We start from the raw sequence: 24,101 nt of genomic DNA, 5'->3' as shown, positions 1-24,101 counted from the left end.
GGCGCTGGCCGGGCGTTTGAGGCCCGGCGGCTTCAGCGGAAGCCTTATCGCATGGGGAAGGCGGGGGCCTTCGCCAAAGTGTGGAAGGTGAATGTCGATCCGATTTGGAATGCCGGGCGCTGGCTGAGGCATGAATTGCCGAAAACGTCTGTTGCTGCGCCCGGTCACGGCAGTAACGAAAACCGGGCGAAAAGGGTTTAAGTGTTAACAAAACCTTAAATCTGCCACCCCAACAGGCTGATATAAAACGATTAAAAATGGTCCCGAGTTGGGACCACGCGAATTCTGCTTGCGGTGATCAGATCACGCGCCCCTCGATCATCCAGATCGACGCGGGCCATGCAACCGGCAGCAGGATGCCTTGCTGCATCAGCACCGCACCGCTGAGGCGCAGCGGGCCTTTGGCCAAGGCGCATTTGGCGCGCGATTGCGGCGGGGCGTCTTCCGGGTTCAGCAGGCGGATTTCATACTGGGCGGATGGATCAAGCCCGGTCAGGCGCAGCGGTTTGGGAAGGATCTGTCGGCTCATTTCCATCTGGGCCGAGGCCAGAACGAACCGGCTGCCATCTTCGGCCAGTTGCATCTCTGCGGTGACGGCGGGGTCGGCGCTGTCCAGCCGCAGGACGGCTGCCCGCATCAGCCAATCGCGGTTGGATTTCCACCAAGCGGTGACGCGACCCAGTGTCTGCGCCTCGTCTGCGTCCAGCGCGCGCAGATCCATCTCAAAACCGAAGTGGCGGGTGGCGGCAACCCAGGCGCGCAGCGACATCGGATGCACGAGGCCCGTGGTGTGGGATTTCCGCGCGCCGACATGGCTGCCGACAACACAGGACGGCAGGAACAGGGCGGCGTCGTGCTGGATGCGAATCCGCTCGACGGGGTCGATGCAATCGGACAGCCAGACACGCTGGGTTTGCGCCAGAATCCCGGCGTCGATCCGCCCGCCGCCCGAGGCACAGCTTTCCACCTCAACCAGCGGAAAGGCGGCGCGCAGGCGGGCCAGAAGGGCGTAGATGCCACGGGTCTGGGCGGCATCCACCACAGGCAGCAGGCGGTTGTGATCCCATTTCAGATAGTCGATCGGATATTCGCGCAGCAGGGTCGACAGCGCCTGAAACAGGTGATCCTGCACAGGGTGCAGCGCGAGGTTCAGCACCATTTGATTGCGCCCTGTGGTCTGATCGGCGGGGCCCAGCACCCAATCGGGGTGGGCGCGGTAGAGGTCGCTGTCGGGGTTGATCATCTCGGGTTCGACCCAGAGGCCGAAGGTCATGTTCAGCGCGTGGATATGGCTGATCAGTGGATGCAGGCCTTGCGGCCATTTGCGGGTGTCGACCGTCCAATCGCCGAGGCTGGAGGTGTCATCATCGCGCCGCACGAACCAGCCGTCATCCAGCACGAAACGCTCGGCCCCTAAGGCTGCGGCGCGGGTTGAGATATCGGAAAGCGTGGCGAGGTCGTGGTCGAAATACACGGCCTCCCAGCAGTTGTAATGCACCGGGCGGGGGCGGGCCGGGTTGGGCCATGTCACCACGCGGTCGCGGATGTCGCGTTGAAAGGTTTGGCCGATGCCGTTCAGGCCGCTGGTTGAGACCAGTGCCAGCAGTTCAGCCGATTGAAAGCGGGTCGCGGTGTCCAGTTCTGCGCCGCTGGCGTGACCAAACTGCACCTGACGCCGCCCGTCGGGCAGTTCTTCGGCAACCATGCGGTGCCCGCCAGACCAAGCGTAATGCAGGGCGCGCACGGTGCCTGCGGTGTTGGTGCAGCCGGGTTCGGGGAACAGCGCGTAGGGGGGATGTTCCTGACCCGAGCGGCCGGTGCGGGATTCGCGCAGGCGGGTGCCGATTGTCCACGGCTGCGATTGCAGTTGAAACTCGCCCAGCCATTTGCCGGCGACGTCGATCATCTCGCTGCCCAAGGCCGGGATCGGCAGCACCGGGGCGGCCAGCCAATGCAGGCGGACCGGGCGATTGGCTTGCAAGGTGGTGGTCATCGCGATCACGCCGGTGGCATGGGCGCGAAAGCTGTGGCTGAGGCGCAGGCCATCGGCGGCGCTGTGCAGGGTCAGGGCGTCTTGGGCAGGTTCGGCGGATTGAAACTGAAAGCGCGGGGTCAGCGGGCGGCCGTCTGCTTCGGCGATCACCATGCCGGGTTGGCCCTGCCAATCGGCCCCCGGCAAGGGGCAGAGCGACAGATCGGGCAGGCGGTCGAGCATTCCACCTGTCAGATCGGACACCTGCGATAGCGCGAGGGCGGCCAGATCTTCGGAAGCGGGCAGCGGCGCCCCCCAGTAGACCACCTGCGGCACCATGCCATCGGTTGCCAGAACAAGGGTTTGCTGCGGGGTATCCAGACGCCACTGCGGCATGGGTTAGACCTTTTTTGAAAGGGGCTTGGCGACAGTGATGCTGTGGGCGGGCATCTGATGGCCGCCGAGCAGGCATTCAAAGCCTTCGGGCAGGCTCCACGCTTCGGGGCCGTAGTTGGTGAAGAAGTGCAGATCACCACGGCGGCGCAAGCGGATGTGTTCGGGCAGCGCCATGGTGGTCAGGCCTGCGTTGCGGCAGACCAGATCCATCACCGAGCCCAGCAGATCCTGATCTGGCCAGCAGAGCAGGTGCAAGGCCTTGCCGTGTTGGGTCAGCGCTGGGCCGCCATCGTCGAACCGGGCCAGCACCTGCGCTTGCGTGGTCGCATGGTCGCGCCAGCGGATCGCTTTGCCTTGCACCGCACCATTTACCGTTTGGTTCAGACCGGGGCGCAGCGAGGCGACTTCGATCACGCGGTTCTGTGTCAGCGTGTGCAACGGGCCGGGGGGGAGATCGTGCGGGATGGCAAAGTTGCGGGTGCGTGAGCCTGCGCGCGGGCCGATCAGCACGACGCCACCCGCAGCCTCAAGTGCTGCCTGTGCGGCATCGGTGACGTGGATCATGGTGGGGACGATCACCGCCGCGTAGCCATCCAAGGGCGCACCGGGGCGGACCACATCGACATCAAGGCCGCGCCGACGCAAAGCCTCATACCAGCGGAAGGCGAGTTCTTCATAGCGGAAGTCGCGGCCCTGCGGCTGCACTATGGTTGCCCAATAGCTGGCGTAATCAAACACGATGGCCACCGCGGCCTGTTGCACGGCGGGCAGGGGGCCGAGTTGGGCGATTTCGCGGGCGACGGTGCCAGCCTCTTGCCCACCGGGCGAGAGTTCGTCCAGCCCCGGCAGGTTCAGGCCCGCGTGATACTGCTCTTGCGCAAAGGGCGCCTGACGCCAGCGGAAATAGCTGACGACTTCGGCCCCGTGGGCCATGGCTTCCCATGTCCACAGCCGCACCATGCCGAGCTTGGGCACCGGGTTCCATGCCGCCCAGTTCACCGGGCCGGGCTGCTGCTCCATCACCCAGAACCGGCCACGTCCGACGCCGCGATAAAGGTCGTGGTGCCAAGGGGCGATATCGGGATGCGAGGTTTCGGCCCAGCGGTTGCGCTCGGTTTCCGAGAAGGGGAATTTTTCGACAAAGCCAATCGGGTAGCTGTCCCATGATGCCAGATCAAGGTGATCGGCCACGGCGAAATGGTCGAAATCTGACACAAAGCCCATGAAGTTATGGGTGATCCAGCGGCCCGGTGAATGGGCGCGGATGATGTCGCATTGCATCAAGTCATAAGCCGCGACCTGATCGGAATGAAACCGCCAGAAATCCATCCGATGCGCCGGGTTGGCCTCGGTCACGGTCAGGTTGGGCAAGGTGACTTGGGCGAAATCGGCAACCTCCATCGACCAGAACACCGCGCCCCAGGCTTCGTTCAACTGATCGCAGGATTGATAGCGGTGGCGCAGCCAGTCGCGGAAGGCGCGCAGGTCTTCCGGCCCCCAAGACAGGGTGGTGTCGTGGCAGCCGTATTCGTTATCGGTTTGCCAGCCGACCAAGCCGGGATGATCGCCGTAACGCTGGGCAATCGCGGTGACGATGCGGGCGCTTTCGCGCCACCACGTTTGCGATGACATCGTGTAATGCCGGCGCGAGCCAAAGCCGCGCACCCGGCCCTGTTCGTCGTAGGGCAGAATGTCGGGACATTCATCAACCAGCCATTTCGGCGGCGTGGCGGTGGGCGTGCCAAGCACGATCTTCAGCCCAGCGGCGTGCAGCACGTCCATGGCGCGGTCCAGCCAGCCAAAGTTGAACTGATCGCGGGCGGGTTCGATCCGCGACCACGCGAATTCGCCGATACGGACATATGTGATGCCAAGCGCGCGCATCCGCTGGGCGTCTGTGATCCAGCGGGCTTCGTCCCAGTGTTCCGGGTAATAGCAAACTCCCAACATCAGCGCGTCAGATCCCCGTTCAGCACAGCATTGCCCGCAGCATCGAACAGATGGCAGGCGCGGGCGGGAAAGCCGATCTGCATGGTGTCGCCGGGGCGCTCGGAGGCCAGACCATCGGCTTTGACGGCGATTTCAGTGCCATCTGCGAGACTGACGAAGAAGAGGGTTTCCGAGCCGAGATGTTCGGCCAGTTGCACCTTGGCGGACAACACCGCATCGCCCGCGCCGATGGCGCTGGCATGTTCGGGGCGCAGGCCGAGCGTCATCTTGCCTGCAGCTGCCAGCGTGCCTGCCAGTTGCAGCAGGGTGCCGCCCGGCAGGGACACTTCGATGCCGCCGTTGTGAGGGCGGGCTTCGACCGGAATGAAGTTCATCTTCGGGCTGCCGATAAAGCCTGCGACGAACAGGTTTTTCGGGCGGTGATACAATTCCAGCGGGCTGCCGACCTGTTCGATGCGACCCGCCGACAGCACGACGATCTTGTCGGCCATCGTCATCGCCTCGACCTGATCATGGGTCACGTAGATCATGGTGGCGCCCAGATCCTGATGCAGCCGCGAGATTTCGCCACGCATCTGCACCCGCAAGGATGCGTCAAGGTTTGAGAGCGGCTCGTCAAACAGGAACACTTCGGGGTTGCGCACGATGGCGCGTCCGATTGCAACGCGCTGCCGCTGCCCGCCCGAAAGCTGGCCGGGTTTGCGATCCAGCAGGGGTTCCAGTTGCAGCATTTTGGCGGCGACGGCGGTGCGCTTGGCAATCTCGGCCTTGTCATGGCCAGTCATCCGCAGGCCAAAGCCGATGTTCTCGGCTACAGTCATATGCGGATAAAGCGCGTAAGATTGGAACACCATCGCCACGCCGCGATCTGAGGGGCCGACTTGGGTCATATCGCGGCCACCGATGCGCAGGGCACCTTGGGTGATCTCTTCAAGACCTGCGATCATCCGCAGCAAGGTGGATTTGCCGCAGCCCGAGGGGCCGACAAACACGCAGAACTCGCCGTCTCTGATCTCAAGGTCGATGCCCTTGATGATGCTGATGGCACCGAAATCTTTTTTGACATTGCTCAGGCTTACTTCGGCCATGACAGGCTCCTTTTCATCAGCCCTTGGTCGCGCCAAGGGTCAGTCCGGCAATGAAATGCCGCTGCATCAGGAAAAACATCAGCACGGGGGGCAGGGCGGCGACGATGGACCCGGCGGAAACCAGATGCCAGGCGGCGACCCATTGCCCGTTCAGCGCGTAGAGTCCGGCTGTGACGGGCATGGCGTGTTGGCCTTGCACCAGAACCGTGGCCCAGAAGTAATCGTTCCACACGAAGGTGAACACCAGCACCGACAGCGCCGCGATGGCCGGGCGCATCAGGGGCAGCACGATATGGCGGAAAATCTGCCACTCGCTGACGCCTTCGACCCGCGCGCTTTCGATCAGGGCAAAGGGCATACCCTTGATGAAATTACGCATGAACAGTGTGCAAAATCCGGTCTGGAAGGCGACGTGAAACAGCACGAGGCCGAGTGTGCTGTCATAAAGCCCCGCCTTCAGGGTAAGGTCGCGCACCGGCACCATCAGGATCTGGAACGGGATGAAGTTGCCCGCGACAAAGGCGAAGAATACCCAAAGATTGGCGCGAAAGCCGTAGACCGCCAGTGCAAAGCCGGTCAGGCACGACAGGCCCACAGCGCCGATCACGGTGGGGATCGTTACCTTGAACGAATTCAGGATATACCAGCCGATCGGGCTGTCGCGGAACACTGCGGCGTAATTCTCGAACGCGATGGACGAGGGCACGCCAAAGTAATTGCCCGCTGCCAGATCGGACGCGGGGCGCAGCGACGTTACCGCCACGCCGATCAGCGGAAACAGCCAGATCACCAGGGCGATGGGCAGGGCAATCTGGTAGGCAAGCCGCGCCGGGGTAGAGGCTTTCTGGATCGGAGTCGGAAACATCAGCGGTTCCTTTCCTGTGCGATCATCCGCACGATGAACAGCGTGATAAACACCATCATGATCAGGAACAGCACCACGGCGATGGCCGCGCCATAGCCCATCCGATAGCCGTATTCGGACAGCGCCTGTTCATACATGAAGTAAGACAGCACCTGACTGGAGCCGTAGGGGCCGCCTGCTGTCATGATCGAGACCAGATCAAAGCTGCGCAAAGCGCCGATCACCGTCACCACCATGGCGATGAAGGTTGCGGGGGCCAGTTGCGGCAAGATCACATGGCGCAGCAAGCGCCAGCCGCGGGCATTGTCCATCCGCGCGGCCTCGATCTGCTCGGCGTTCAGATTGTTCAGGCCGGTCAGATACAGGATCATGCAATAGGCGGTCTGCGGCCAAAGCCCGGCGGCAATGATGCCATAGGTCACGTAACGCTCATCCGCGAGAATGGCGACTTCGCTTCCGGTCAGCCATTTGATTGCCTGCGAAAACAGTCCGAAATCGGGGGCATAGAACCATGTAAACATCAGGCCGACCACGACCTGACTGATCACGAAGGGAAAGAAGAACATGGATTTGTAAAGCCGGATGCCCCAGACGTTCTGGTTCAGAAACAGGGCCGCTGCCAGCCCCATCGGGATCGCCAGCAGATAGAGACCCAGCCATAACAGGTTGTTTTTCAGCGCGACATAGAAGGTGTCGTCGTCCAGCAATTCCACATAGTTGGCAAGGCCAACCCAGGTTTTCGGGCCCAGACCATCCCAATCCTGAAAGCTGATCCAGATGGATTGCACGATCGGGATCAGCACATAAATCAGGAACATCAGCGCGCCGGGTGCCAGAAACACATAGGGCGCAATCTTCATCTGGTTCCGTTTCCAGAACCCGGCAGGTTGGGGATCGTGCGGCATGGCGACCTCGTGAATGAAGCGGGTCGGGGCCGCCAGAAGGCGACCCCGCAGTCGGGGGAGGAGTCCGACCTATTTGTAGACCTTGGCGCGGGTTTTCTCGAGCCGCTCAAGAATGCGGTCCAGATCGTCGGGCTTGACCATGAATTCCTGGAAGCCTTCCATCCCGGCCTTTGCCATCTCGGCAGGCGCGTCGCGGTCATAGAACTGCGCCAAGGCATGCGCGTTCGACAGCATGGTGAAGCCTGCTTCAAGGAACTTGTCGGTGGGTTTTGCCGCCTGATTGTTGACCGGCAACTGGCCCAGCGTCGCGTTCATCTTGGCCTGTGCTTCAGGCGAGGCGAGATAAGCGAGGAACGTCTTGGCGTCTTCCTTGTTCTTCGCCCCGGCAGGGATGTGGAACGTGTCGGTCGGCGCATCTTCTGACATCGGGATGCCAGCGGTGATTTCCGGGAACTGCATGAAGCCGATCTGGTCTTCGGTCAGCCCGCCGTCTTTCATCGTGGCCACGGCAAAGTTGCCCATCAGATACATCGCGGCCTTGCCTTGCACCATTTGCGGGATGGCATCCTGCCAATCAATCGCGGCGTGGTTTTCGATGAAGTAACCCGGCTTGACCAATTCGGCCCATTTTTCGAACACGGCTTTGACGCGCGGATCGGTGTAGGGGATTTTGCCCGCGGTCAGGTCCATGTGGAATTCATAGCCGTTGACGCGCAGATCAAGATAGTCGAACCAGCCCGCGGTGGGCCACAAAGCCTTGGTGCCGATGGCGAAGGGTGCGATGCCTGCGGCTTTCAGCTTTTCACAGGCGGCGAGCAGTTCGGCCCAGTTTTTCGGCGCGGTGATGCCGTTCTGTTCGAACAGGTCTTTGCGGTAGTAGATGCCCCACTGATAGTAGGTGTAGGGCACGCCCCATTTCTTGCCATCAATCGTCATCGACGAGGCTGCCGATTTCAACTGATCGTCCAGACCATTGGCGGCCCAGACGTCGCTGACATCTTCAAACAGACCAGCCTTGACGAAGGGCTCCATCCGGTTGCCCGCATACCAGGCGGCGACATCCGGCGGATCGGCGGTCAGGAAGTTGCGGATCGCGGCCTTGTAGCCTTCGTGATCGAAGTTGTTCCATTTGACGGTGATGTCAGGATATTTCACCTGAAAATCAGCGATCAATTCCTCCATCGCCTTTTTCGGCGTTGGATCGGAATGGTCCGAGTTGATCACGATTTCGCCGGCAAAGGCGGCGGTGCCCATCAGAAATGCGCTAAGCGCCAGCCCGGAAAGGGCTTTGGTGAGTGTCATGGTTTCCTCCCTGAAACCGGAATTCGGTTTTGCCCCAGAAACCTCTCCTCCTTGAGAGTATCTGGTTGCGATTGAGTTTGGCATGAAATGCAGTAAACTCTACCGACATGCAGCCTAATATTTCCGGGATTCTAAGGTGTCTGTGCAAATTCAATCTGCGATGACGGGGAATGTGCGTGATGAGTCCACGCCCGCGCATCCCGAGCATGACCCGCGCCACCCGCTTGTGGTGTTTGGCGATCATCGGTTTTGCGCCGGTGCGTCGCTGGATGTGCAGCGCATGGCGGGGCCGCATATGCACAGCCAGATCGAGTTGAATTTCGTTCTGGAAGGCGAGATGACCTATTGGTTTGACGGGCGTGAGTTGACGGTGGATGCCGGGCGGCTGTGCCTGTTTTGGGGGATGGTGCCGCATCAGGTGATTTCCCGTGCCGATCCGACGCGGTTTGTCTGCCTTTACGTGCCGATGTCGGTGTTTCTGGGGTTTGCCTCGCTGAGCCGGTTTCGCGATGCGGTGTTTCGCGGGGCTGTGATCGAGGCGATGCATCTGACCGCTTGGGACCGCGATATTTTTCTGCGCTGGCGCGAAGAATTGCTGTCGGGCGATGCCAGTCTGTCTGAAATCGTGCGCAATGAATTGACGGCGCGGGTGCTGCGGATCGAGCGCGATGGCTGGCGCGATCTGCGCGAGGAAGGCTCGGCCATCGCCAGCCTTGCGCCACATGGGGCAGAGCGGATTGAACATGTCGAGCGGATGCTGCGCTTTGTGGCGGAACATGCGCTGGGCGATGTGCGGGCTGAAGCGGTGGCGGCGAGTAGCGGGCTGCATCCAAACTATGCCATGTCGCTGTTCAAGCGGTCGGTCGGGCACAGCATCACCCAGGCGATCACCCGGCACAGGCTGGATACGGCGCAGTCGCTGTTGATCTCGACCGACAAATCGATCACCGAAATCGTCTACGAATCCGGCTTTGGGTCGATCTCGCGGTTTTACGAGGCGTTTTCCGGCAGGTTTGGCGAGCGCCCAAAGAAGTTCCGCCAGCGCCTGCGCGCCAAGGCGATGGCACCCGGTGTTTCGGCGGCGTAGTGGCCGCGCTACAGGGCCTGCAGTTGCGACCAGAATGCGGTGCCGGCCAGATTTGAGCTTCCCTGCAAGCGCATCGCCCTGATTTGCAGATCGCAAGCGGGCAGTTCTGCTGCCAGCGACACCAATTGCCCCGTGGCCAGACGGCTTTGCGCCAGCGATTCTGGCACCCAAGCCACCCCCACCCCTGCAACCGCCATTTCCACCGCAGCGAGGGTCAGGGCGGTTTCGACGTTGGGTGTGTGATGGATGCCTGCGTCAAGGAAAGGCAGGATTTTGCGCGCCATGACGCGGCCGAAAAACACATCTGAAGGGTAGGCGATGTAGGGAATTTCGCCGCCCCGCGCCGCAATCGCCGTGTTGAACACCGGGATCAGGCGATCTGTGCCGATGGTCATGATTTCCAGAAAGTCTGCGTTGAAATCGCTGGTTTCCTCGGGAAGTTGATAGACGATGGCCACATCTGCCTGACGTGACAGCAGCAGGCCCGTGCATTCATCAAGGTTGGCCGAGCGCAGGCGAACCTGAATGCTGTCGTGCTGGATGGGAAGCTGTTGCAAGATCGACGGAATCCGCATCGCCGTCAGCGAGTGCTGGCAGGCGATCACCACCTTGTTGCTGGTCATCCGCTCGCCCCGGCGCAGATCGGCCAGCAACTGCCGCAGGCCGGTGGCCAAGGCGAGGATCTGATCGCTTTGGGCCAAGGTTGTGGCTTGCAGGCGGATTGGCTTGTGGTCGCGGTCGAACAGTTCCACCCCGACATAGTCTTCGATCTGCCTGATCCGGCGCGAAAAGGCCGATTGCGTCAGCCGCCGCCGCTCTGCCGCGCCGCTGAATGAGCCGGTTTCGGCAATTGCCAAAATGTCTTCCAACCATTCCAGCCGCATGATGCCTCATAACTTGCAAGAATTGCATAATACTTCAAAAATTTCGCATTAGCCACGCTCATAAATCTGTGTGAGGATCAAAACATACAAGTTAGACAAGGAACTGCCATGCATCTCGCCCGTTTTCCCCGCGTTCATCTGGCGCATCTTCCGACGCCTTTGGAAAAACTGGATCGCTTGTCGAAAGAGTTGGGCGGGCCGGAAATCTGGATCAAGCGCGATGACTGCACGGGGCTTTCGACGGGCGGCAACAAAACCCGCAAGCTGGAGTTTCTGATGGCCGAGGCGCTGGCGCAGGGCGCGGATACGGTGATGACCCAAGGGGCCACGCAATCGAACCACGCGCGGCAGACGGCGGCTTTTGCGGCCAAGCTGGGCATGGCCTGTCATATTCTGCTGGAAGACCGCACTGGGTCGAATGACGCGAATTACAACGGCAATGGCAATGTGCTGCTGGACCATCTGCATGGGGCCACCACGTCTAAACGCGCCGGTGGCCGCGACATGCAGGCCGAGATGGAGACGGTGGCCGAACGGCTGCGCGGTGAGGGGCGCAAGGTCTATCTGATCCCCGGTGGCGGGTCAAATGCGACGGGCGCGCTGGGCTATGTCAACTGCGCGTTCGAATTGGTGGGGCAAGCCAATGACCGCAGTCTGGTGATTGATCATCTGGTGACGGCAACGGGGTCTGCTGGCACGCAAGCCGGGTTGATCACCGGGCTGAAGGCGATCAATGCGGGTATTCCGCTGACGGGTATCGGGGTGCGTGCGCCGAAGGAAAAGCAGGAAGAAAACGTGTTCGCGCTGGCGCAGAAAACCGCCGAAAAGCTGGGTTGCCCCGGTGTGGTGGCGCGGGGCGATGTGGTGGCGGATAGCAGCTATGTTGGCGCAGGATACGGTATTCCGCGCGAGGATACGCTGGAGGCGATCCGCATGTTTGCGCAACTGGAAGGCATCCTGCTGGACCCGGTTTATTCCGGCAAGGGTGCTGCTGGCCTGATTGACTACTGCCGCAAGGGCAAGTTCAAGAAGGGTGAGCGGGTGGTGTTCCTGCATACCGGCGGATCGGCGGCGCTGTTTGGCTATGACGCGGTGTTTGCCGAGGGCAACAAAGCCTTGGTGGTGGCCTGATCCATGGCCCGCCCGCAGTTTTCCCGCAGCTTTACCCAACAGCCCCCGATCCCCGAGGTTGGGATCGAGGCGGCCGTTGCGGTGATGCGATCGGGGCGGCTGCATCGCTATAATGTGGTCGGTGACGAGCCCAGCGAGGTGATGGCGCTGGAGCGTGACTATGCGCTTTGGCAGGGCGCGGCCTATTGTCTGGCGGTGGCTTCGGGTGGGCAGGCAATGCAGATTGCGTTGCGCGCCTCTGGGGTGGTGCCTGGCGATCTGGTGCTGACCAATGGCTTTACGCTGGCCCCGGTGCCCGGTGCGATTGCGGCGGTGGGGGCGCGTCCGGTGCTGGTCGAGATCACGCCCGATCTGGTGATTGATCTGGATGATCTGGCTATCAAGGCCCGTAATTCGGGTGCGCGGTATCTGCTGCTGTCGCATATGCGGGGGCATTTGTGCGACATGGACCGGCTGGTGCGGCTGGCTGCCGATCTGAACCTGAGGGTGATCGAGGATTGCGCGCATACGATGGGGGCAAGCTGGAACGGCAAACGGTCTGGCGGGTTTGGGCTGGCGGGGTGTTTCAGCACGCAGACTTACAAACATATCAACTCGGGTGAGGGGGGCTTGCTGACCTCGGACGATGCCGTGTTCATGGCGCGGGCGACGATCTTGTCGGGGTCTTACATGCTGTTCCATCGGCATGGCGCGGGGCCAGCGACCGAAGCTTATGATCGCATCCGGCTGGAAACGCCCAACACCTCGGCCCGGATGGACAATGTGCGCGCGGCTTTGCTGCGTCCTCAACTGCGTGGGCTGGCCGACAGTATTTTGGCGTGGAATGCTCGGTATGATCTGATGGCGGAGCGTCTGGCGCGCGTCGGGATCATCCGCTTGCCGCAGCGGCCTGCGGCGGAAAGCTATGTGGGGTCGTCGATCCAGTTCTGTTTGCCGGGGATTTCCAAGGCGGATGCGGCGACATTTGTGGCGCGGCTGGCGGGCGTGGGGGTTGAGGTGAAATGGTTTGGCGCGGACCAACCGGCGGGGTTCACCTCGGATCATCACAGTTGGCAGTATGTTGCGCCGCAGGCTTTGCCGAACACCGACGCTGTTCTGGCTGGGTTGTTCGACATGCGTTTGCCGCTGACCTTTAGTCTGGAGGATTGCACGCTGCTGGCCGACCATATCCTTGATGCGGTGGCGGCTTTGGCTGCCGAGGGGCGGTTGTGATGCGGCGGGTGGGTATCTTGGGCGGGATGGGGCCAGAGGCCACGATCCTGATCATGCAGAAGGTGCTGGCCGGGGTGAAGGCGCGGGATGACCGGGATCATATTCCGTTGATCGTTGATCAGAATCCGCAGGTGCCGTCGCGGATTGCGCATCTGATCGAGGGCACGGGCGATGACCCCAGCCCGGTATTGGCCGAAATGGCGCGGCGTCTGGTGGCGGGTGGGGCAGAGGCCTTGGCGATGCCGTGCAACACGGCGCACCATTACGCAGCGGCCATTCGGGCGGCGGTGGCGGTGCCGCTGCTGGATATGATCGCGCTGTCGGTGGCCCATGCCGCAAGTCTGGTGCCGCGCGGTGGGGTGGTGGGGATTCTGGCCTCGCCCGCTGTGCGCAAGGTCGGGCTGTTTGATGCGGTGCTGGCAGAGCAGGGGCTGCGCGCGCTTTACGCGCAGGATGAAGCCGCGATGCTGGCGGCGATCCGCCAGATCAAAGCCGAGGGGCCGCAGCCAGAAGCCCGCCAGACCCTGCTTGCGGCTTCGACAGAGTTGCTGCAACGCGGTGCTGCGGTGCAGATGATCGCCTGCACCGAGTTTTCGCTTATTCCCGAGGCAGTTGCGGCCAAAGTGACTGCTTTTGACACGCTTGACCGCTTGGTTGCGGCGATCATTGCGTTTTCAACGCAGGTTGACGAACGACAGACCAAAGCCACGCCATAGTGGCCTGATCCAATAAAATGCGAGGTAAATCCCGTGAAACAAACAACAGAGGTATCAAAATGAAAAAATTGCTGACGAAGATGATGATGGGAACGGCGGCGCTGGCGCTGTCGGCGGTTGCTGCTGCGGCGGAAACCATGGTGATTGCGACCTTCAGCGACCCCACCCCGATGAACGCCGTGCGCGCAACCGATGCGTTCGAAAAGGCGACCGGGTGGACGATTGAATGGCGGGTGTTCGATTCCGGCACCGATGTGATTGCGGCGATGGCCTCGGGCGATGTGAAAGTGGCCGAGTTGGGATCGTCTCCGCTGGCGATTGCGGCCAGCCAAGGTGTCGATCTGCAGATGTTCATGCTGTCTTATGCCATCGGCGAATCCGAAAGCCTGATTGCGCACAACGGGTCTGGCATTGCCTCGGTTGAAGATCTGAAGGGCAAGCGGGTGGCGGTGCCGGTGGGGTCTACTGCGCATTACTCGCTGATGGGGGCGATTGCCCATGCCGGGCTGACCGAAGCGGATGTGACCATCATGTCGATGCCGCCGGATCAGATCGCGGCTGCTTGGGATCAGGGCACGATTGACGCGGCCTTCATCTGGCCGCCGGTGCAGACGCAGATTCTGCAGACCGGCACGCGGATTGTCGGGGCGAACCAGACGGCGGAATGGGGCTATCCCACCTTTAACGCCTGGGTGGTGAACAAGGAATTTGCCGCCGAGCATCAGGCCGAAATGGTGGCTTTTGCCAAGACGATGGATGCCGCCAACCAAGCCTATCTGGCAGACCCGGCTGCGTGGACGGCGGACAATGCCAGCGTCAAGGCAATTGCCGAGTTGACCGGGGCTGGTGCTGATCAGATCCCGGAAATCCTGAAAGGCTACACGTTCGTGCCCTTGGCCGATCAGGTGGGTGACAAATGGCTGGGCAACGCGGCCAATGTGATGAAATCGACGGCGGATTTCCTGAAAGCAGCGGGCCGGATCGACACGGTGGCGGATGACTATTCGGCCTTCGTGAACACCGACATCGCGGCAGAAGCCACGAAGTAAGCCTCGCGGCAGCCCGACCCATTGTTCGGGCTGCCCCCTTACTGCACCAGGAGCACGCCAAGTGGGATTGCATATCGAGGACGTGTCTGTCGTTTATCCAGCCGCAGACCGTCGCCCGCCCGTCGAGGCGTTAAGCCGGATAAATCTGAAGATTGAGGACGAAGAATTTGTCGTGGCGCTGGGCGCTTCTGGCTGCGGCAAATCCACGTTGCTGAACCTGATCGCGGGCTTTCTGTCGCCGACATCGGGGCGGCTGGTGTTGGATGGCCGACAAGTCTCGGGCCCCGGTGCGGATCGCGCGGTGGTGTTTCAAAAACACGCGCTGCTGCCCTGGCTGAATGTTTTGGATAACGTGGCGTTCGGTTTGCAAATTCAAGGCATTGGCAAGACCGAGCGTGACCAGATTGCCAACAAGTTTCTGGGCATGCTGGGGCTTGACGGGTTTCAGCAATCGCCGGTTTACAAGCTGTCAGGCGGGATGCAGCAACGCGTCGGTATCGCGCGGGCGCTGACTTGTGATCCGCGCGTTCTGCTGATGGACGAGCCTTTGGGTGCGCTGGACGCGCTGACCCGCGAGAAGGCGCAAGAGTTGATCCTGAACATCTGGAATGACACCCACAAATCGGTGTTCTTCATCACGCATAGTGTCGAAGAAGCGCTGTTCATGGGCACCAAACTGGTGGTGATGTCACCGCGCCCCGGTCGGATCACCCATTTGTTCGACCTGCCGTTCTCGCGCCAGTTCCTGAATGGGATGCCTGCGCGCCAGGTCAAAGCCTCGCCCGAGTTCATCAAGCTGCGTGAGGATGTGCTGAAGATCATTTTTGCCGATGAGGAGGCCGCAGCATGACCGAACACTCGCCGCAGAAAGCGGATGGCCTGTTCGCCCGGTTGGCCCGCGCCCGCCCCACCAAACCCGGTGAGATTTATGGCGTGCCGGGGCATGGCAACACGCTTTGGCTGTCGGTTGGGTCGATTGCCGTGTTCTTCTTTGTGTGGTGGCTTGTCACCTACATGGGATGGGTGAAGCCGCTGTTCGTGCCGTCGCCCGCCGCCATCGTCAGCAAGTTTGTGGCGATCTGGAACGACGGCTACACCGGCACGCCGTTTCTGGAGCATGTCTGGATTTCCACCGTGCGGGTGTTTGGGGCGTTTCTTCTGGCCTGCGTCATTGGCCTGCCCTTGGGGCTTGCGATGGGAATGAGCCCGATGATGCGCGGTATTTTCGATCCGCCGATCGAGTTCTACCGCCCGATCCCGCCACTGGCCTATCTGCCGCTGATGATCATCTGGTTTGGCATTGGTGAGACGTCGAAAGTTCTGCTGATCTTTCTGTCGGTGTTTGCCCCGGTGGTGCTGGGGGCGCGGTCTGGCGTGAAATCGGCAGCGATTGAGCAGATTCATGCGGCCTATTCGTTTGGGGCGACGCGGTGGCAGGTGATGCGGCATGTGATCATGCCATCCGCCATGCCGGAAATCCTGACCGCGATGCGCATCGGCATCGGCTTTGGTTGGACGACGCTGGTTGCTGCCGAGATGGTCGCTGCGACCAAGGGGCTTGGCTACATGGTGCTGTCGGCCAGCCAGTTTCTGCAAACCCCGGTTGTGATCATGGGGATTTTCGTGATCGCCATCATCGCCTTTGCCTTTGATTTGTTCATGCGTTTTGTCGAACGCCGCTTGGTGCCCTGGAAGGGCCGTATGTAAACGGAAAGCTGAAACTATGATTTATCTGAAGAAAGCCGCTCGGACTGCCGAGACGGATCAGGAGAGTGTGCGCGAAGTCGTCACCAGCATGTTGGCCGAGATTGCTGCTGGCGGGGAAGAGACGGCGCGGGCCTATGCACGTGATCTTGATAAGTGGTCGGGCGATATCATCGTATCGGCAGCGGATCGGGCGGCAGCGGCGGCTTTGGTTCCGGCACAACTGAAGGCGGATATTCAGTTCGCCCACAACAATGTGCGCCGTTTTGCCGAGGCGCAGCGGGGCACGGTGACGGATTTTGCCATCGAGATCCTGCCGGGGTTGACGGCGGGGCAGCGGCAAATCCCGGTCTCGGCCGCGGGATGTTACGTGCCGGGCGGGCGCTATAGCCATGTTGCCAGTGCCATCATGACCATCACGACGGCCAAGGTTGCGGGTGTGCCACACATCGCTGCATGTTCTCCGCCGCGCCCCGGCGTTGGGATACCGCCTGCGATCCTTTACGCGATGGATTTGTGCGGCGCGGATGTGATCTTGTCGATGGGTGGTGTGCAGGGCGTGGCGGCCATGGCCAACGGGCTGTTTGGCTTGCCCAAGGCCGATATTCTGGTGGGGCCGGGCAATCAATACGTGGCCGAGGCCAAGCGGATTTTGTTTGGGCAGGTGGGGATTGATATGTTCGCGGGGCCGACCGACAGCATGGTTGTGGCCGATGCGACGGCAGACCCCGAGATGGTTGCGGCGGATCTGGTGGGGCAGGCAGAGCATGGCTATAACTCGCCAGTCTGGCTGGTGACATCAGACCGCGCTTTGGCCGAACAGGTGATGGCGCTGGTGCCCCGGTTGATCGAGACCCTTCCCGAGATCAACCGCATCAGCGCGCAGGCGGCGTGGCGCGATTTTGCCGAGGTGATCTTGTGTGGCTCGGCCGAGGAAATGGCGCAGGTGTCTGATCAGTTCGCGCCTGAGCATCTGCACATTCAGGCTGAAAACCTGGATTGGTGGCTGCAACGCTTGCAGTCCTATGGCTCGCTGTTTCTGGGCGAGGAGACGACGGTGGCCTTTGGTGACAAGACCTCGGGGCCAAACCATGTGCTGCCTACCTCTGGTGCGGCGCGCTATACTGGCGGGCTTTCGGTGCATAAGTTCATGAAAACAGTGACATGGCAGCGGGCCACGCGCGATGCCGCCCGCCCGTTGGCCGAGGCTACGGCGCGGATTTCGCGTCTTGAAGGGATGGAAGGTCATGCGCGCTCGGCCGATATTCGGTTGGCCAAGTTCTTTCCCGGCGAAACCTTTGATCTAAGCCAAGCCAATGGCCAAGGTTGACCGAAACCAAGGCCCCGAAATCGGGCTGAAGCCGCCGCATGGGTTTTGGCCGCACCGTTGGCTGGACTGGCTGGAGGCGCAAAGAAGCGGCGTCATTCTGGCGGTCACGATTGCTTTGGCCTCGAGCTTTCTGGCCGACCATTATGCGGCGCCGGCGATGTTGTTTGCGCTGCTGATCGGTATGGCGTTCAACTTTACCAATGAAGCGCCGCGCACAGCCGAGGGGATTTCGTTTTGTGCGCGCAGCCTGCTGCGGTGTGGCGTGGCCTTGCTGGGGCTGCGGCTGACCTTTGCCGATGTGTCACAACTGGGCGTGACGCCGATTGTTGGCGTGGTGGTGCTGCTGGTTTCGACGTTGATTGGTGGGGTGGTTCTGGCGCGGTTGTTTGGGCGCAGCACGGCGTTTGGGCTGCTGACCGGAGGTTCGGTTGCCATTTGCGGCGCTTCGGCGGCAATGGCGATTGCGGCTGTGCTGCCAAAGCGGTTCCTGAAAGAGGAAGACGTTTTGCTGACCGTGGTCGGTGTCACCGCGATGTCGACTTTGGCGATGATCATCTATCCGGTGCTGTTCCGCTATCTGGGACTGGCCGATGTGGAGATCGGCTACATGATCGGGGCAACCATCCATGATGTCGCGCAGGTGGTGGGGGCGGGCTATTCGGTGAGTGATACGGCAGGCGATATTGCCACATTCACCAAATTGCTGCGGGTGGCCTTGCTGCCAGTGGTGTTGCTGGCGGTGGCGGTGATCTTTCGCAAAGAGGCGGGCGGGGCCACGGGCTTGCCGTGGTTTGTGGTAGCCTTCATCGGGTTGATGATCTTGCGGAATTTTGTGCCGCTGCCCGAGGCGTTGCTGAGTTTCGTCAATGACACGTCGCGGTTTTTGCTGGTGGTGGCAATTTCGGCTTTGGGGGTGAAAACCTCGTTGCAAAAGCTGTTCGCGCCGGGGCTGAAAGGGCTGTTGCTGATCGCGGTGGATACGCTTTGGCTGTTGGGGCAAGCGATTGTGTTTGCACATATCTTTCTGATGTGAATGCCGAAGCGGCATCAGAAGAAGAACGGCTGGGAAGGGAGCGGGTGACGGGAGGCAATCAAATTGCCCCCATCACCCGATCGGCTAGTGTCTGGTAGGGTTACAGCCCTGCCCGTGCCAGTTTGCGGCGTTCCACCCTTGCGCGGATAGCTGCGACATCTGTCACCGGGGTCGCGGCAAACAGTTGCTGGGTGTAGGGATGTTGCGGGTTGGCAAACAGCGCCTCGCGGCTGCCTTGTTCAACGGCGACACCTTTGCTGAGCACCAACACATCATCGGCAATGTAGCGCACGACCGACAGATCGTGGCTGACGAAAACATAGGTCAGGTTGAATTCGTCTTGCAGATCAGCCAGCAGGTTCAGCACCTGCGCCTGCACCGATAGATCGAGTGCAGAGACGGGTTCGTCCAGCACCAGCAGGGCCGGGTTCAGCATCAGCGCGCGGGCGATGGCGATGCGCTGGCGCTGACCACCCGAGAACATATGCGGGTAGCGGTTGAAATGCTCGGGCTGCAGGCCGACTTTTGCCAGCATCGCCTCGGCCTTCTCGCGGCGCTCGGAAGCGGATAGGGAGGTGTTGATCAGCAAGGGCTCCATCAACACATCGCCGACCTTTTGGCGCGGGTTCAGACTGCCGTAGGGGTTCTGAAACACCATCTGCACCTTGGAGCGCATGGCAGGCGTCAGCTTTTGCCGGCCGATGTTGACCTCTTGGCCATCGACCTTCAACACGCCGCCTGAGGGCGCATCAATCAGTGCGATGATGCGCGCGAGGGTGGATTTACCCGAGCCACTTTCGCCGACGATGGCAAGGGTCTTGCCCTTTTCCACCGCGAAATCAACGCCTTTGACGGCGCGCACGGTTTTGGTGCCGCCGAACATTCCGCCGCTGACATAGTAATCCTGCGTCAGGGCGCGGCCTTCTACTACGATTTTGGAATCGGTGGTCATTTCAAAGCCTCCGCTGCCATGAAATCGGCGACGGTTGGCAAACGGTCGCCCTTGGCGTTTTCGGGCAGCGCCGATAGCAGCGCGCGGGTGTAGGCGTTTTGAGGGGCTTCGAACAGGCTCAGCACGTCGGCTTCTTCCATCTTGCGGCCTTTGTATTGCACGATCACCCTGTCTGCGGTTTCGGCCACAACGCCCATGTCATGCGTGATCAGGATCAGTGCCATGCCGTGCTTTTCCTGCAGATCCATCAGCAGATCGAGGATTTGTTTCTGGATCGTCACGTCCAGCGCCGTGGTGGGTTCATCGGCGATCAACAGCCGCGGGTTAGAGGCGATGGCCATGGCGATCATCACGCGCTGGCATTGCCCGCCGGACATCTGATGCGGGTAGGCGTTCAGCTTGGTTTCCGGCTCGGGGATGCCGACGGCGTTGAACAGTTCCACCGCGCGGGCGCGGGCGGCGCGACGGTCCATCCCGAGGTTGAAGCGTAACACTTCCTCGATCTGGAAGCCCACGGTGAAGGATGGGTTCAGCGAGGCGACGGGTTCCTGAAAGATCATGGTGATCTCGCGCCCGATCAGTTTGCGGCGCTCTGCTGCCGTCATCTTCAGCAGATCGCGGCCGTCATAGGTCATCTCGTCGGCGGTGACGGTGGCGGTGTCGGGCAGAAGGCCCATCACCGCCAGCATCGACACCGATTTGCCCGAGCCACTTTCGCCGACAATCGCCAGCACTTCACGCGGGCTGACCGAGACATCGACGCCATCAACCGCGGTGAAGGCGCCGGTGGAGGTGGCAAAGCGCACGGTCAGGTTCTTGATGTTCAGCAGGGCTGTGGTTTTCTTCTCCATGGCTCAGCTCCGCTTCAGTTTGGGGTCGAGGGCGTCACGCAAGCCGTCGCCCATCAGGTTGATCGCCAGCACCGAAATCAGGATGGCAAGGCCGGGCAGGGTGACGACCCACCAAGCGCGCAGGATGAACTCGCGCGCTTCGGCAAGCATGGTGCCCCATTCCGACGAGGGCGGCTGTGCGCCCATGCCGAGGAAACCCAAGGCAGCGGAATCGAGCACGGCGGACGAGAACGACAAAGTGGCTTGCACGATCAGGGGTGCCAGGCAGTTCGGCAGGATGGTCTTGAACATCAACCGCATGGTGCCAGCGCCTGCGACGCGGGCGGCGGTGACGTATTCACGCTCTTTCTCGCCCATCACGGCGGCGCGGGTCAGGCGGGCGAAATGCGGCTGATAGACAACGGCGATGGCGATCATCGCATTGGTCAGCCCCGGCCCCAACACTGCTACCAGCACCAAGGCCAGCAGCAAGGACGGGAAGGCGAGGATCACATCCATCACCCGCATGATCACGGTATCGACCCAACCGCCGAAGAAGCCCGCCAGCAGGCCGACAAAAATGCCGCCAATCAGCGCAATGGCGACCACGACGATGCCGATGAACAGCGAATACTGCGCGCCGTAGATCAGGCGGGACAGCATATCGCGGCCCACCGCATCGGTGCCTAGCAGAAACTCGGGCCGTCCGCCCTCTTGCCAGAACGGCGGTGCAAGCAGTGCATCGCGGTATTGCTGGGTTGGGTCATGCGGGGCGATAACTTGGGCGAAAATGGCCAGGATCACCAAGCCGATGAACACCCACATGCCGACGACCGCGCCACGGTTCTGGCGGAAGTAGAACCAGAAATCGGCCAGCATCTGACGGCGGATCGCGGCGTCGCTGAGTTTGATTGTTGTATCGCTCATTTGTGGCGGATCCTCGGGTTGATGAGGCCATAGGTCAGATCGACCAGCAGGTTGACGAGCATGACCAGCCCGGCAATCAGCAGCAGGCCGCTTTGCACGACCGGATAGTCACGGCGCGAGATGGAATCGATCATCCATTTGCCGATGCCGGGCCATGAGAAGATGGTCTCGGTCAGAATGGCACCGGCCATCAACACGCCGACTTGCAGGCCGATGGTGGTGATCACCGGGATCATGGCATTGCGCAAGGCATGCACGCCGATCACGCGCGATGGTGCCATGCCCTTGGCGCGGGCGGTGCGGACGTAATCTTCGCCCATCACTTCCAGCATCGCCGAACGGGTCTGGCGGGCGATCACGGCCAAGGGGATGGTGGCCAGCACGACAGAGGGCAGGATCAGATGCGACAGGGCCGAGCCGAAGGCACCCTTTTGCCCGGAAATCAGGCTGTCGATCAGCATGAAACCCGTCACATCGGGGAAGAAATACATCAGGCTGATGCGGCCCGAAACCGGGGTCCAGCCCAGGATGCCCGAGAAGAAGATGATCAGCAGCAGGCCCCACCAGAAGATCGGCATCGAAAAGCCCACCAAGGCGGCGGTCATCGACACCTGATCAAACCACGAGCCGCGCTTGATGGCGGCCATCACGCCGACCGGCACGCCGATCAGGGTGGCGATGATGATGGCGACCAGACCAAGTTCGACCGTTGCCGGGAACAGGGTAAGGAATTCGGCCATCACCGGCTTTTTCGTCACCAGTGAGTTGCCAAGATCGCCGTGGAACAGCCGCCCCAGGAAATCGAAATATTGCACCCAGATCGGGCGGTCAAAGCCAAGCTGCGCCGAAAGCTCTGCGTGACGCTCGGGAGAGATGCCGCGCTCGCCTGCCATCAACAGCACCGGATCGCCGGGCAGGATGCGGACAAAACTGAAGGCAATCAGGGTGATGCCCAGAAATGTCGGCACCAGATACAGCAGTTTGCTGAGAATGAATCTGATCATGTGGGGATCCTTGGGCCAACATGCGGCCAAAATGTCGGATGCGCGGGGAGGGTCCCCGCGCATCCGGTAAGGTTGGCTGACTTATTCGGTCAGATCGACGGTGTCGAAGGTGAAATCGCCCAGCGGGCTCATCACGAAGCCGGTGACGTTCTTGGCCATCGGCACGTATTGGGTCGAGTGGTCAAGGGTTGCCCACGGCGCTTGATCCTTGAAGATCACCTGCGCTTGTTCGTAAAGCTTGGTGCGCTCTGCCACGTCCGAGGTTTGCTTGGCTTTGGCCAGCAGGTCAGAGAACTCTTGGTTGCACCAGAACGCGCGGTTTGCACCGCCCGGCTGCGCGGATGCGCAAGACAGCAGCACGCCCATGAAGTTGTCCGGGTCGCCATTGTCGCCCGTCCAACCCAGGATCACCGCGCCATCACGGCCCGCTTCCATCGACTTATCAAGGTATTCGCCCCATTCGTAGGACACGATTTCAACCTTGACGCCGACTTTGGCGAAGTCTTCCTGCATCAGTTCTGCCGCACGACGCGCGTTCGGCATGTAGGGGCGCTGCACCGGCATTGCCCAGATCTTCATCGACAAATCCTTGACGCCTTCGGCTTCCAGTGCGGCTTTGGCGGCAACCGGATCGTAGACATCGTCTGCGATGGCGTCGTTATACGACCACATCGTCGGCGGGATCGGGTTTTTGGCGACTTGGCCCGCGCCTTGGAACACTGCGTCGATGATGGCTTGCTTGTTCATAGCCATGTTCAACGCTTTGCGCACTTTCGGGTTGTCGAACGGCGCTTGGGTGGTGTTGTAAGCGAGGTAGCCGACGTTCAGGCCCGCTTGCTCGTCCATCTTCAGGTTCGGATCTTCCTTGATGGCGGCCAGATCAGCCGGAGCCGGGTAGGGCATCAGTTGGCATTCGCCAGCTTTCAGCTTTTGCAGACGCACGGCTGCATCCGGGGTGATCGCGAACACCAGATCGTCGATCTTCGGCGCCGGGCCCCAGTAATCCGGGTTCTTGGCGTAACGGATCACGGCGTCTTTCTGGTAGGCCACGAATTTGAACGGGCCGGTGCCGATCGGGGCGTTGTTCAGATCTTCCTTGGTGCCAGCTTTGTCGAGCACATCCGCATATTCTGCCGAGACGATCGAGGCGAAGGGCATCGCGATGTTGGCCAGGAACGGCGCTTCGGGACGGGTCAGCACGAATTTGACGGTGTAGTCGTCAACCTTGACGATTTCCTTGATCAAGGACGGCATTTCCATGGAGTTGTAATACTCATAGGTGATGCCCGCGATGTATTGGTTCCACGGGTGATCAGCCGAGGCTTGACGCTGGTAGCTGAAGATCACGTCATCGGCGTTGAAATCGCGCGTGGGCGTGAATTTTTCGTTGGAATGCCACTTCACGCCCTGACGCAGCTTGAAGGTGTATTCCAGACCATCGGGCGACACTTCCCACGATTCCGCCAAGGCAGGCTCGACCTCGGTGGTGCCTTTCTTGAACTCGACCAGACGGTTGTAGATCGGGTGAGCCGAGGCATCGAAGGTGCCGCCAGCGGTGTAGGGTGCCGGATCAAACCCCTCGGGCGAGGCTTCCGAGCAATAGACGAAGGTTTTGGCAAGGGCAGGCATGGCGGTGGTCATCGCCAATGCGGAGGCCGCAATCAGGATGCGGGATAGCATTTTCATGTCTTGGTCCTTTCACTCTCTGTTAAGCACTTGTCCGACCTGTTCAGGTGGGCCGGTTTTCGTCGCAGGCGCTGATGT

Annotated in this window: 21 protein-coding genes; 9 read left to right on the top strand and 12 right to left on the bottom strand. The window is 61.1% G+C overall.

From position 1 onward, the window contains the following. Positions 1–298: 298 nt before the first annotated feature. From ACFOGH_RS13500 to ACFOGH_RS13475, 6 genes are all read right to left on the bottom strand, one after another. The gene (locus ACFOGH_RS13500) at positions 299–2,368 is read right to left on the bottom strand and encodes an alpha-galactosidase (RefSeq protein WP_380073591.1); all 2,070 of its coding nucleotides are present in this window, start codon (positions 2,366–2,368) and stop codon (positions 299–301) included. Between the two features lie 3 nt (positions 2,369–2,371). Beyond that, entirely contained in the window at positions 2,372–4,318 is a 1,947-nt protein-coding gene (locus ACFOGH_RS13495; RefSeq protein ID WP_380073590.1) for a beta-galactosidase, read from the bottom strand. After that, on the bottom strand, positions 4,318–5,406 hold the full coding sequence (locus ACFOGH_RS13490; protein ID WP_380073589.1) for an ABC transporter ATP-binding protein: 1,089 nt from the start codon (positions 5,404–5,406) through the stop codon (positions 4,318–4,320). Before ACFOGH_RS13490 ends, ACFOGH_RS13495 begins: the two co-directional genes overlap by 1 nt. Before the next feature lie 16 nt (positions 5,407–5,422). Continuing rightward, positions 5,423–6,271, bottom strand: a complete 849-nt coding sequence (locus tag ACFOGH_RS13485) for a carbohydrate ABC transporter permease (RefSeq protein ID WP_380073588.1) — start codon at positions 6,269–6,271, stop codon at positions 5,423–5,425. Continuing rightward, positions 6,271–7,176, bottom strand: a complete 906-nt coding sequence (locus ACFOGH_RS13480; protein WP_380073587.1) for a carbohydrate ABC transporter permease — start codon at positions 7,174–7,176, stop codon at positions 6,271–6,273. Before ACFOGH_RS13480 ends, ACFOGH_RS13485 begins: the two co-directional genes overlap by 1 nt. Positions 7,177–7,245: 69 nt before the next feature. Next, positions 7,246–8,478: an ABC transporter substrate-binding protein gene (locus ACFOGH_RS13475; RefSeq protein WP_380073586.1), complete on the bottom strand. Its 1,233-nt coding sequence runs from the start codon at positions 8,476–8,478 to the stop codon at positions 7,246–7,248. Positions 8,479–8,614: 136 nt separating this feature from the next. Here ACFOGH_RS13475 and ACFOGH_RS13470 point away from each other — a divergent pair, with 136 nt between their 5' ends. Then, positions 8,615–9,565, top strand: coding sequence for a helix-turn-helix domain-containing protein (locus tag ACFOGH_RS13470; RefSeq protein ID WP_380073585.1), 951 nt, complete (start codon positions 8,615–8,617; stop codon positions 9,563–9,565). 8 nt (positions 9,566–9,573) lie between these two features. On the opposite strand, the gene ACFOGH_RS13465 is transcribed toward ACFOGH_RS13470, so the two are convergent. Next, positions 9,574–10,449 carry a LysR family transcriptional regulator gene (locus tag ACFOGH_RS13465; protein WP_380073584.1) on the bottom strand — a complete coding sequence of 292 codons (876 nt, stop codon included), beginning with the start codon at positions 10,447–10,449 and terminating at the stop codon, positions 9,574–9,576. Between the two features lie 108 nt (positions 10,450–10,557). Here ACFOGH_RS13465 and ACFOGH_RS13460 point away from each other — a divergent pair, with 108 nt between their 5' ends. The 8 genes from ACFOGH_RS13460 (at position 10,558) to ACFOGH_RS13425 (ending at position 18,624) form a co-directional block, all read left to right on the top strand. Next, a complete protein-coding gene (locus ACFOGH_RS13460; protein WP_380073583.1) occupies positions 10,558–11,580 on the top strand; it encodes a D-cysteine desulfhydrase in 1,023 nt (340 codons plus the stop codon). Between the two features lie 3 nt (positions 11,581–11,583). Continuing rightward, positions 11,584–12,792, top strand: coding sequence for a DegT/DnrJ/EryC1/StrS family aminotransferase (locus ACFOGH_RS13455; protein ID WP_380073582.1), 1,209 nt, complete (start codon positions 11,584–11,586; stop codon positions 12,790–12,792). Next, a complete protein-coding gene (locus tag ACFOGH_RS13450) occupies positions 12,792–13,508 on the top strand; it encodes an aspartate/glutamate racemase family protein (RefSeq protein ID WP_380073581.1) in 717 nt (238 codons plus the stop codon). Before ACFOGH_RS13455 ends, ACFOGH_RS13450 begins: the two co-directional genes overlap by 1 nt. 59 nt (positions 13,509–13,567) lie before the next feature. Next, a complete protein-coding gene (gene tauA / locus ACFOGH_RS13445) occupies positions 13,568–14,557 on the top strand; it encodes a taurine ABC transporter substrate-binding protein (RefSeq protein ID WP_380073580.1) in 990 nt (329 codons plus the stop codon). A 61-nt stretch (positions 14,558–14,618) separates the two neighbouring features. After that, positions 14,619–15,407 (top strand): taurine ABC transporter ATP-binding protein, encoded by a 789-nt coding sequence (locus ACFOGH_RS13440; RefSeq protein ID WP_380073579.1) that lies wholly within the window; start codon positions 14,619–14,621, stop codon positions 15,405–15,407. Further along, positions 15,404–16,264 carry an ABC transporter permease subunit gene (locus tag ACFOGH_RS13435; protein WP_380073578.1) on the top strand — a complete coding sequence of 287 codons (861 nt, stop codon included), beginning with the start codon at positions 15,404–15,406 and terminating at the stop codon, positions 16,262–16,264. Before ACFOGH_RS13440 ends, ACFOGH_RS13435 begins: the two co-directional genes overlap by 4 nt. Before the next feature lie 16 nt (positions 16,265–16,280). After that, positions 16,281–17,591, top strand: coding sequence for a histidinol dehydrogenase (hisD, locus tag ACFOGH_RS13430; protein WP_380073577.1), 1,311 nt, complete (start codon positions 16,281–16,283; stop codon positions 17,589–17,591). Beyond that, entirely contained in the window at positions 17,578–18,624 is a 1,047-nt protein-coding gene (locus tag ACFOGH_RS13425) for a YeiH family protein (RefSeq protein ID WP_380073576.1), read from the top strand. The genes hisD and ACFOGH_RS13425 overlap by 14 nt, the downstream gene beginning before the upstream one ends. Before the next feature lie 100 nt (positions 18,625–18,724). On the opposite strand, the gene ACFOGH_RS13420 is transcribed toward ACFOGH_RS13425, so the two are convergent. The 5 genes from ACFOGH_RS13420 to ACFOGH_RS13400 form a co-directional block, all read right to left on the bottom strand. Further along, positions 18,725–19,576 carry a dipeptide ABC transporter ATP-binding protein gene (locus tag ACFOGH_RS13420; protein ID WP_380073575.1) on the bottom strand — a complete coding sequence of 284 codons (852 nt, stop codon included), beginning with the start codon at positions 19,574–19,576 and terminating at the stop codon, positions 18,725–18,727. Then, positions 19,573–20,427 (bottom strand): ABC transporter ATP-binding protein, encoded by an 855-nt coding sequence (locus ACFOGH_RS13415; RefSeq protein WP_380073574.1) that lies wholly within the window; start codon positions 20,425–20,427, stop codon positions 19,573–19,575. Before ACFOGH_RS13415 ends, ACFOGH_RS13420 begins: the two co-directional genes overlap by 4 nt. 3 nt (positions 20,428–20,430) lie before the next feature. Next, positions 20,431–21,333, bottom strand: coding sequence for an ABC transporter permease subunit (locus tag ACFOGH_RS13410; protein WP_380073573.1), 903 nt, complete (start codon positions 21,331–21,333; stop codon positions 20,431–20,433). Beyond that, positions 21,330–22,337: an ABC transporter permease subunit gene (locus tag ACFOGH_RS13405; RefSeq protein WP_380073572.1), complete on the bottom strand. Its 1,008-nt coding sequence runs from the start codon at positions 22,335–22,337 to the stop codon at positions 21,330–21,332. Before ACFOGH_RS13405 ends, ACFOGH_RS13410 begins: the two co-directional genes overlap by 4 nt. Before the next feature lie 81 nt (positions 22,338–22,418). Next, complete coding sequence (locus ACFOGH_RS13400; RefSeq protein WP_380074009.1) at positions 22,419–24,017, bottom strand: ABC transporter substrate-binding protein; 1,599 nt, start codon at positions 24,015–24,017, stop codon at positions 22,419–22,421. Positions 24,018–24,101 lie beyond the last annotated feature (84 nt).

The organism is Cypionkella sinensis, assembly GCF_042646385.1.
GTDB lineage: Bacteria > Pseudomonadota > Alphaproteobacteria > Rhodobacterales > Rhodobacteraceae > Cypionkella > Cypionkella sinensis.
The sequence above is the reverse complement of the archived record's forward strand: the minus strand, read 5'-3'. Positions and strand labels throughout refer to the sequence as shown.

Bases quoted from the DNA above. Each gene is read 5' to 3' on its own strand.
- hisD (WP_380073577.1), top strand. From the start codon at position 16,281: ATGATTTATCTGAAGAAAGCCGCTCGGACTGCCGAGACGGATCAGGAG.
- ACFOGH_RS13500 (WP_380073591.1), bottom strand. From the start codon at position 2,368: ATGCCGCAGTGGCGTCTGGATACCCCGCAGCAAACCCTTGTTCTGGCA.
- ACFOGH_RS13420 (WP_380073575.1), bottom strand. From the start codon at position 19,576: ATGACCACCGATTCCAAAATCGTAGTAGAAGGCCGCGCCCTGACGCAG.
- ACFOGH_RS13410 (WP_380073573.1), bottom strand. From the start codon at position 21,333: ATGAGCGATACAACAATCAAACTCAGCGACGCCGCGATCCGCCGTCAG.
- ACFOGH_RS13485 (WP_380073588.1), bottom strand. From the start codon at position 6,271: ATGTTTCCGACTCCGATCCAGAAAGCCTCTACCCCGGCGCGGCTTGCC.
- ACFOGH_RS13450 (WP_380073581.1), top strand. From the start codon at position 12,792: ATGCGGCGGGTGGGTATCTTGGGCGGGATGGGGCCAGAGGCCACGATC.
- ACFOGH_RS13405 (WP_380073572.1), bottom strand. From the start codon at position 22,337: ATGATCAGATTCATTCTCAGCAAACTGCTGTATCTGGTGCCGACATTT.
- ACFOGH_RS13415 (WP_380073574.1), bottom strand. From the start codon at position 20,427: ATGGAGAAGAAAACCACAGCCCTGCTGAACATCAAGAACCTGACCGTG.
- ACFOGH_RS13480 (WP_380073587.1), bottom strand. From the start codon at position 7,176: ATGCCGCACGATCCCCAACCTGCCGGGTTCTGGAAACGGAACCAGATG.
- ACFOGH_RS13495 (WP_380073590.1), bottom strand. From the start codon at position 4,318: ATGTTGGGAGTTTGCTATTACCCGGAACACTGGGACGAAGCCCGCTGG.
- ACFOGH_RS13490 (WP_380073589.1), bottom strand. From the start codon at position 5,406: ATGGCCGAAGTAAGCCTGAGCAATGTCAAAAAAGATTTCGGTGCCATC.
- ACFOGH_RS13425 (WP_380073576.1), top strand. From the start codon at position 17,578: ATGGCCAAGGTTGACCGAAACCAAGGCCCCGAAATCGGGCTGAAGCCG.
- ACFOGH_RS13465 (WP_380073584.1), bottom strand. From the start codon at position 10,449: ATGCGGCTGGAATGGTTGGAAGACATTTTGGCAATTGCCGAAACCGGC.
- ACFOGH_RS13460 (WP_380073583.1), top strand. From the start codon at position 10,558: ATGCATCTCGCCCGTTTTCCCCGCGTTCATCTGGCGCATCTTCCGACG.
- ACFOGH_RS13400 (WP_380074009.1), bottom strand. From the start codon at position 24,017: ATGCTATCCCGCATCCTGATTGCGGCCTCCGCATTGGCGATGACCACC.
- ACFOGH_RS13455 (WP_380073582.1), top strand. From the start codon at position 11,584: ATGGCCCGCCCGCAGTTTTCCCGCAGCTTTACCCAACAGCCCCCGATC.
- tauA (WP_380073580.1), top strand. From the start codon at position 13,568: ATGAAAAAATTGCTGACGAAGATGATGATGGGAACGGCGGCGCTGGCG.
- ACFOGH_RS13475 (WP_380073586.1), bottom strand. From the start codon at position 8,478: ATGACACTCACCAAAGCCCTTTCCGGGCTGGCGCTTAGCGCATTTCTG.
- ACFOGH_RS13435 (WP_380073578.1), top strand. From the start codon at position 15,404: ATGACCGAACACTCGCCGCAGAAAGCGGATGGCCTGTTCGCCCGGTTG.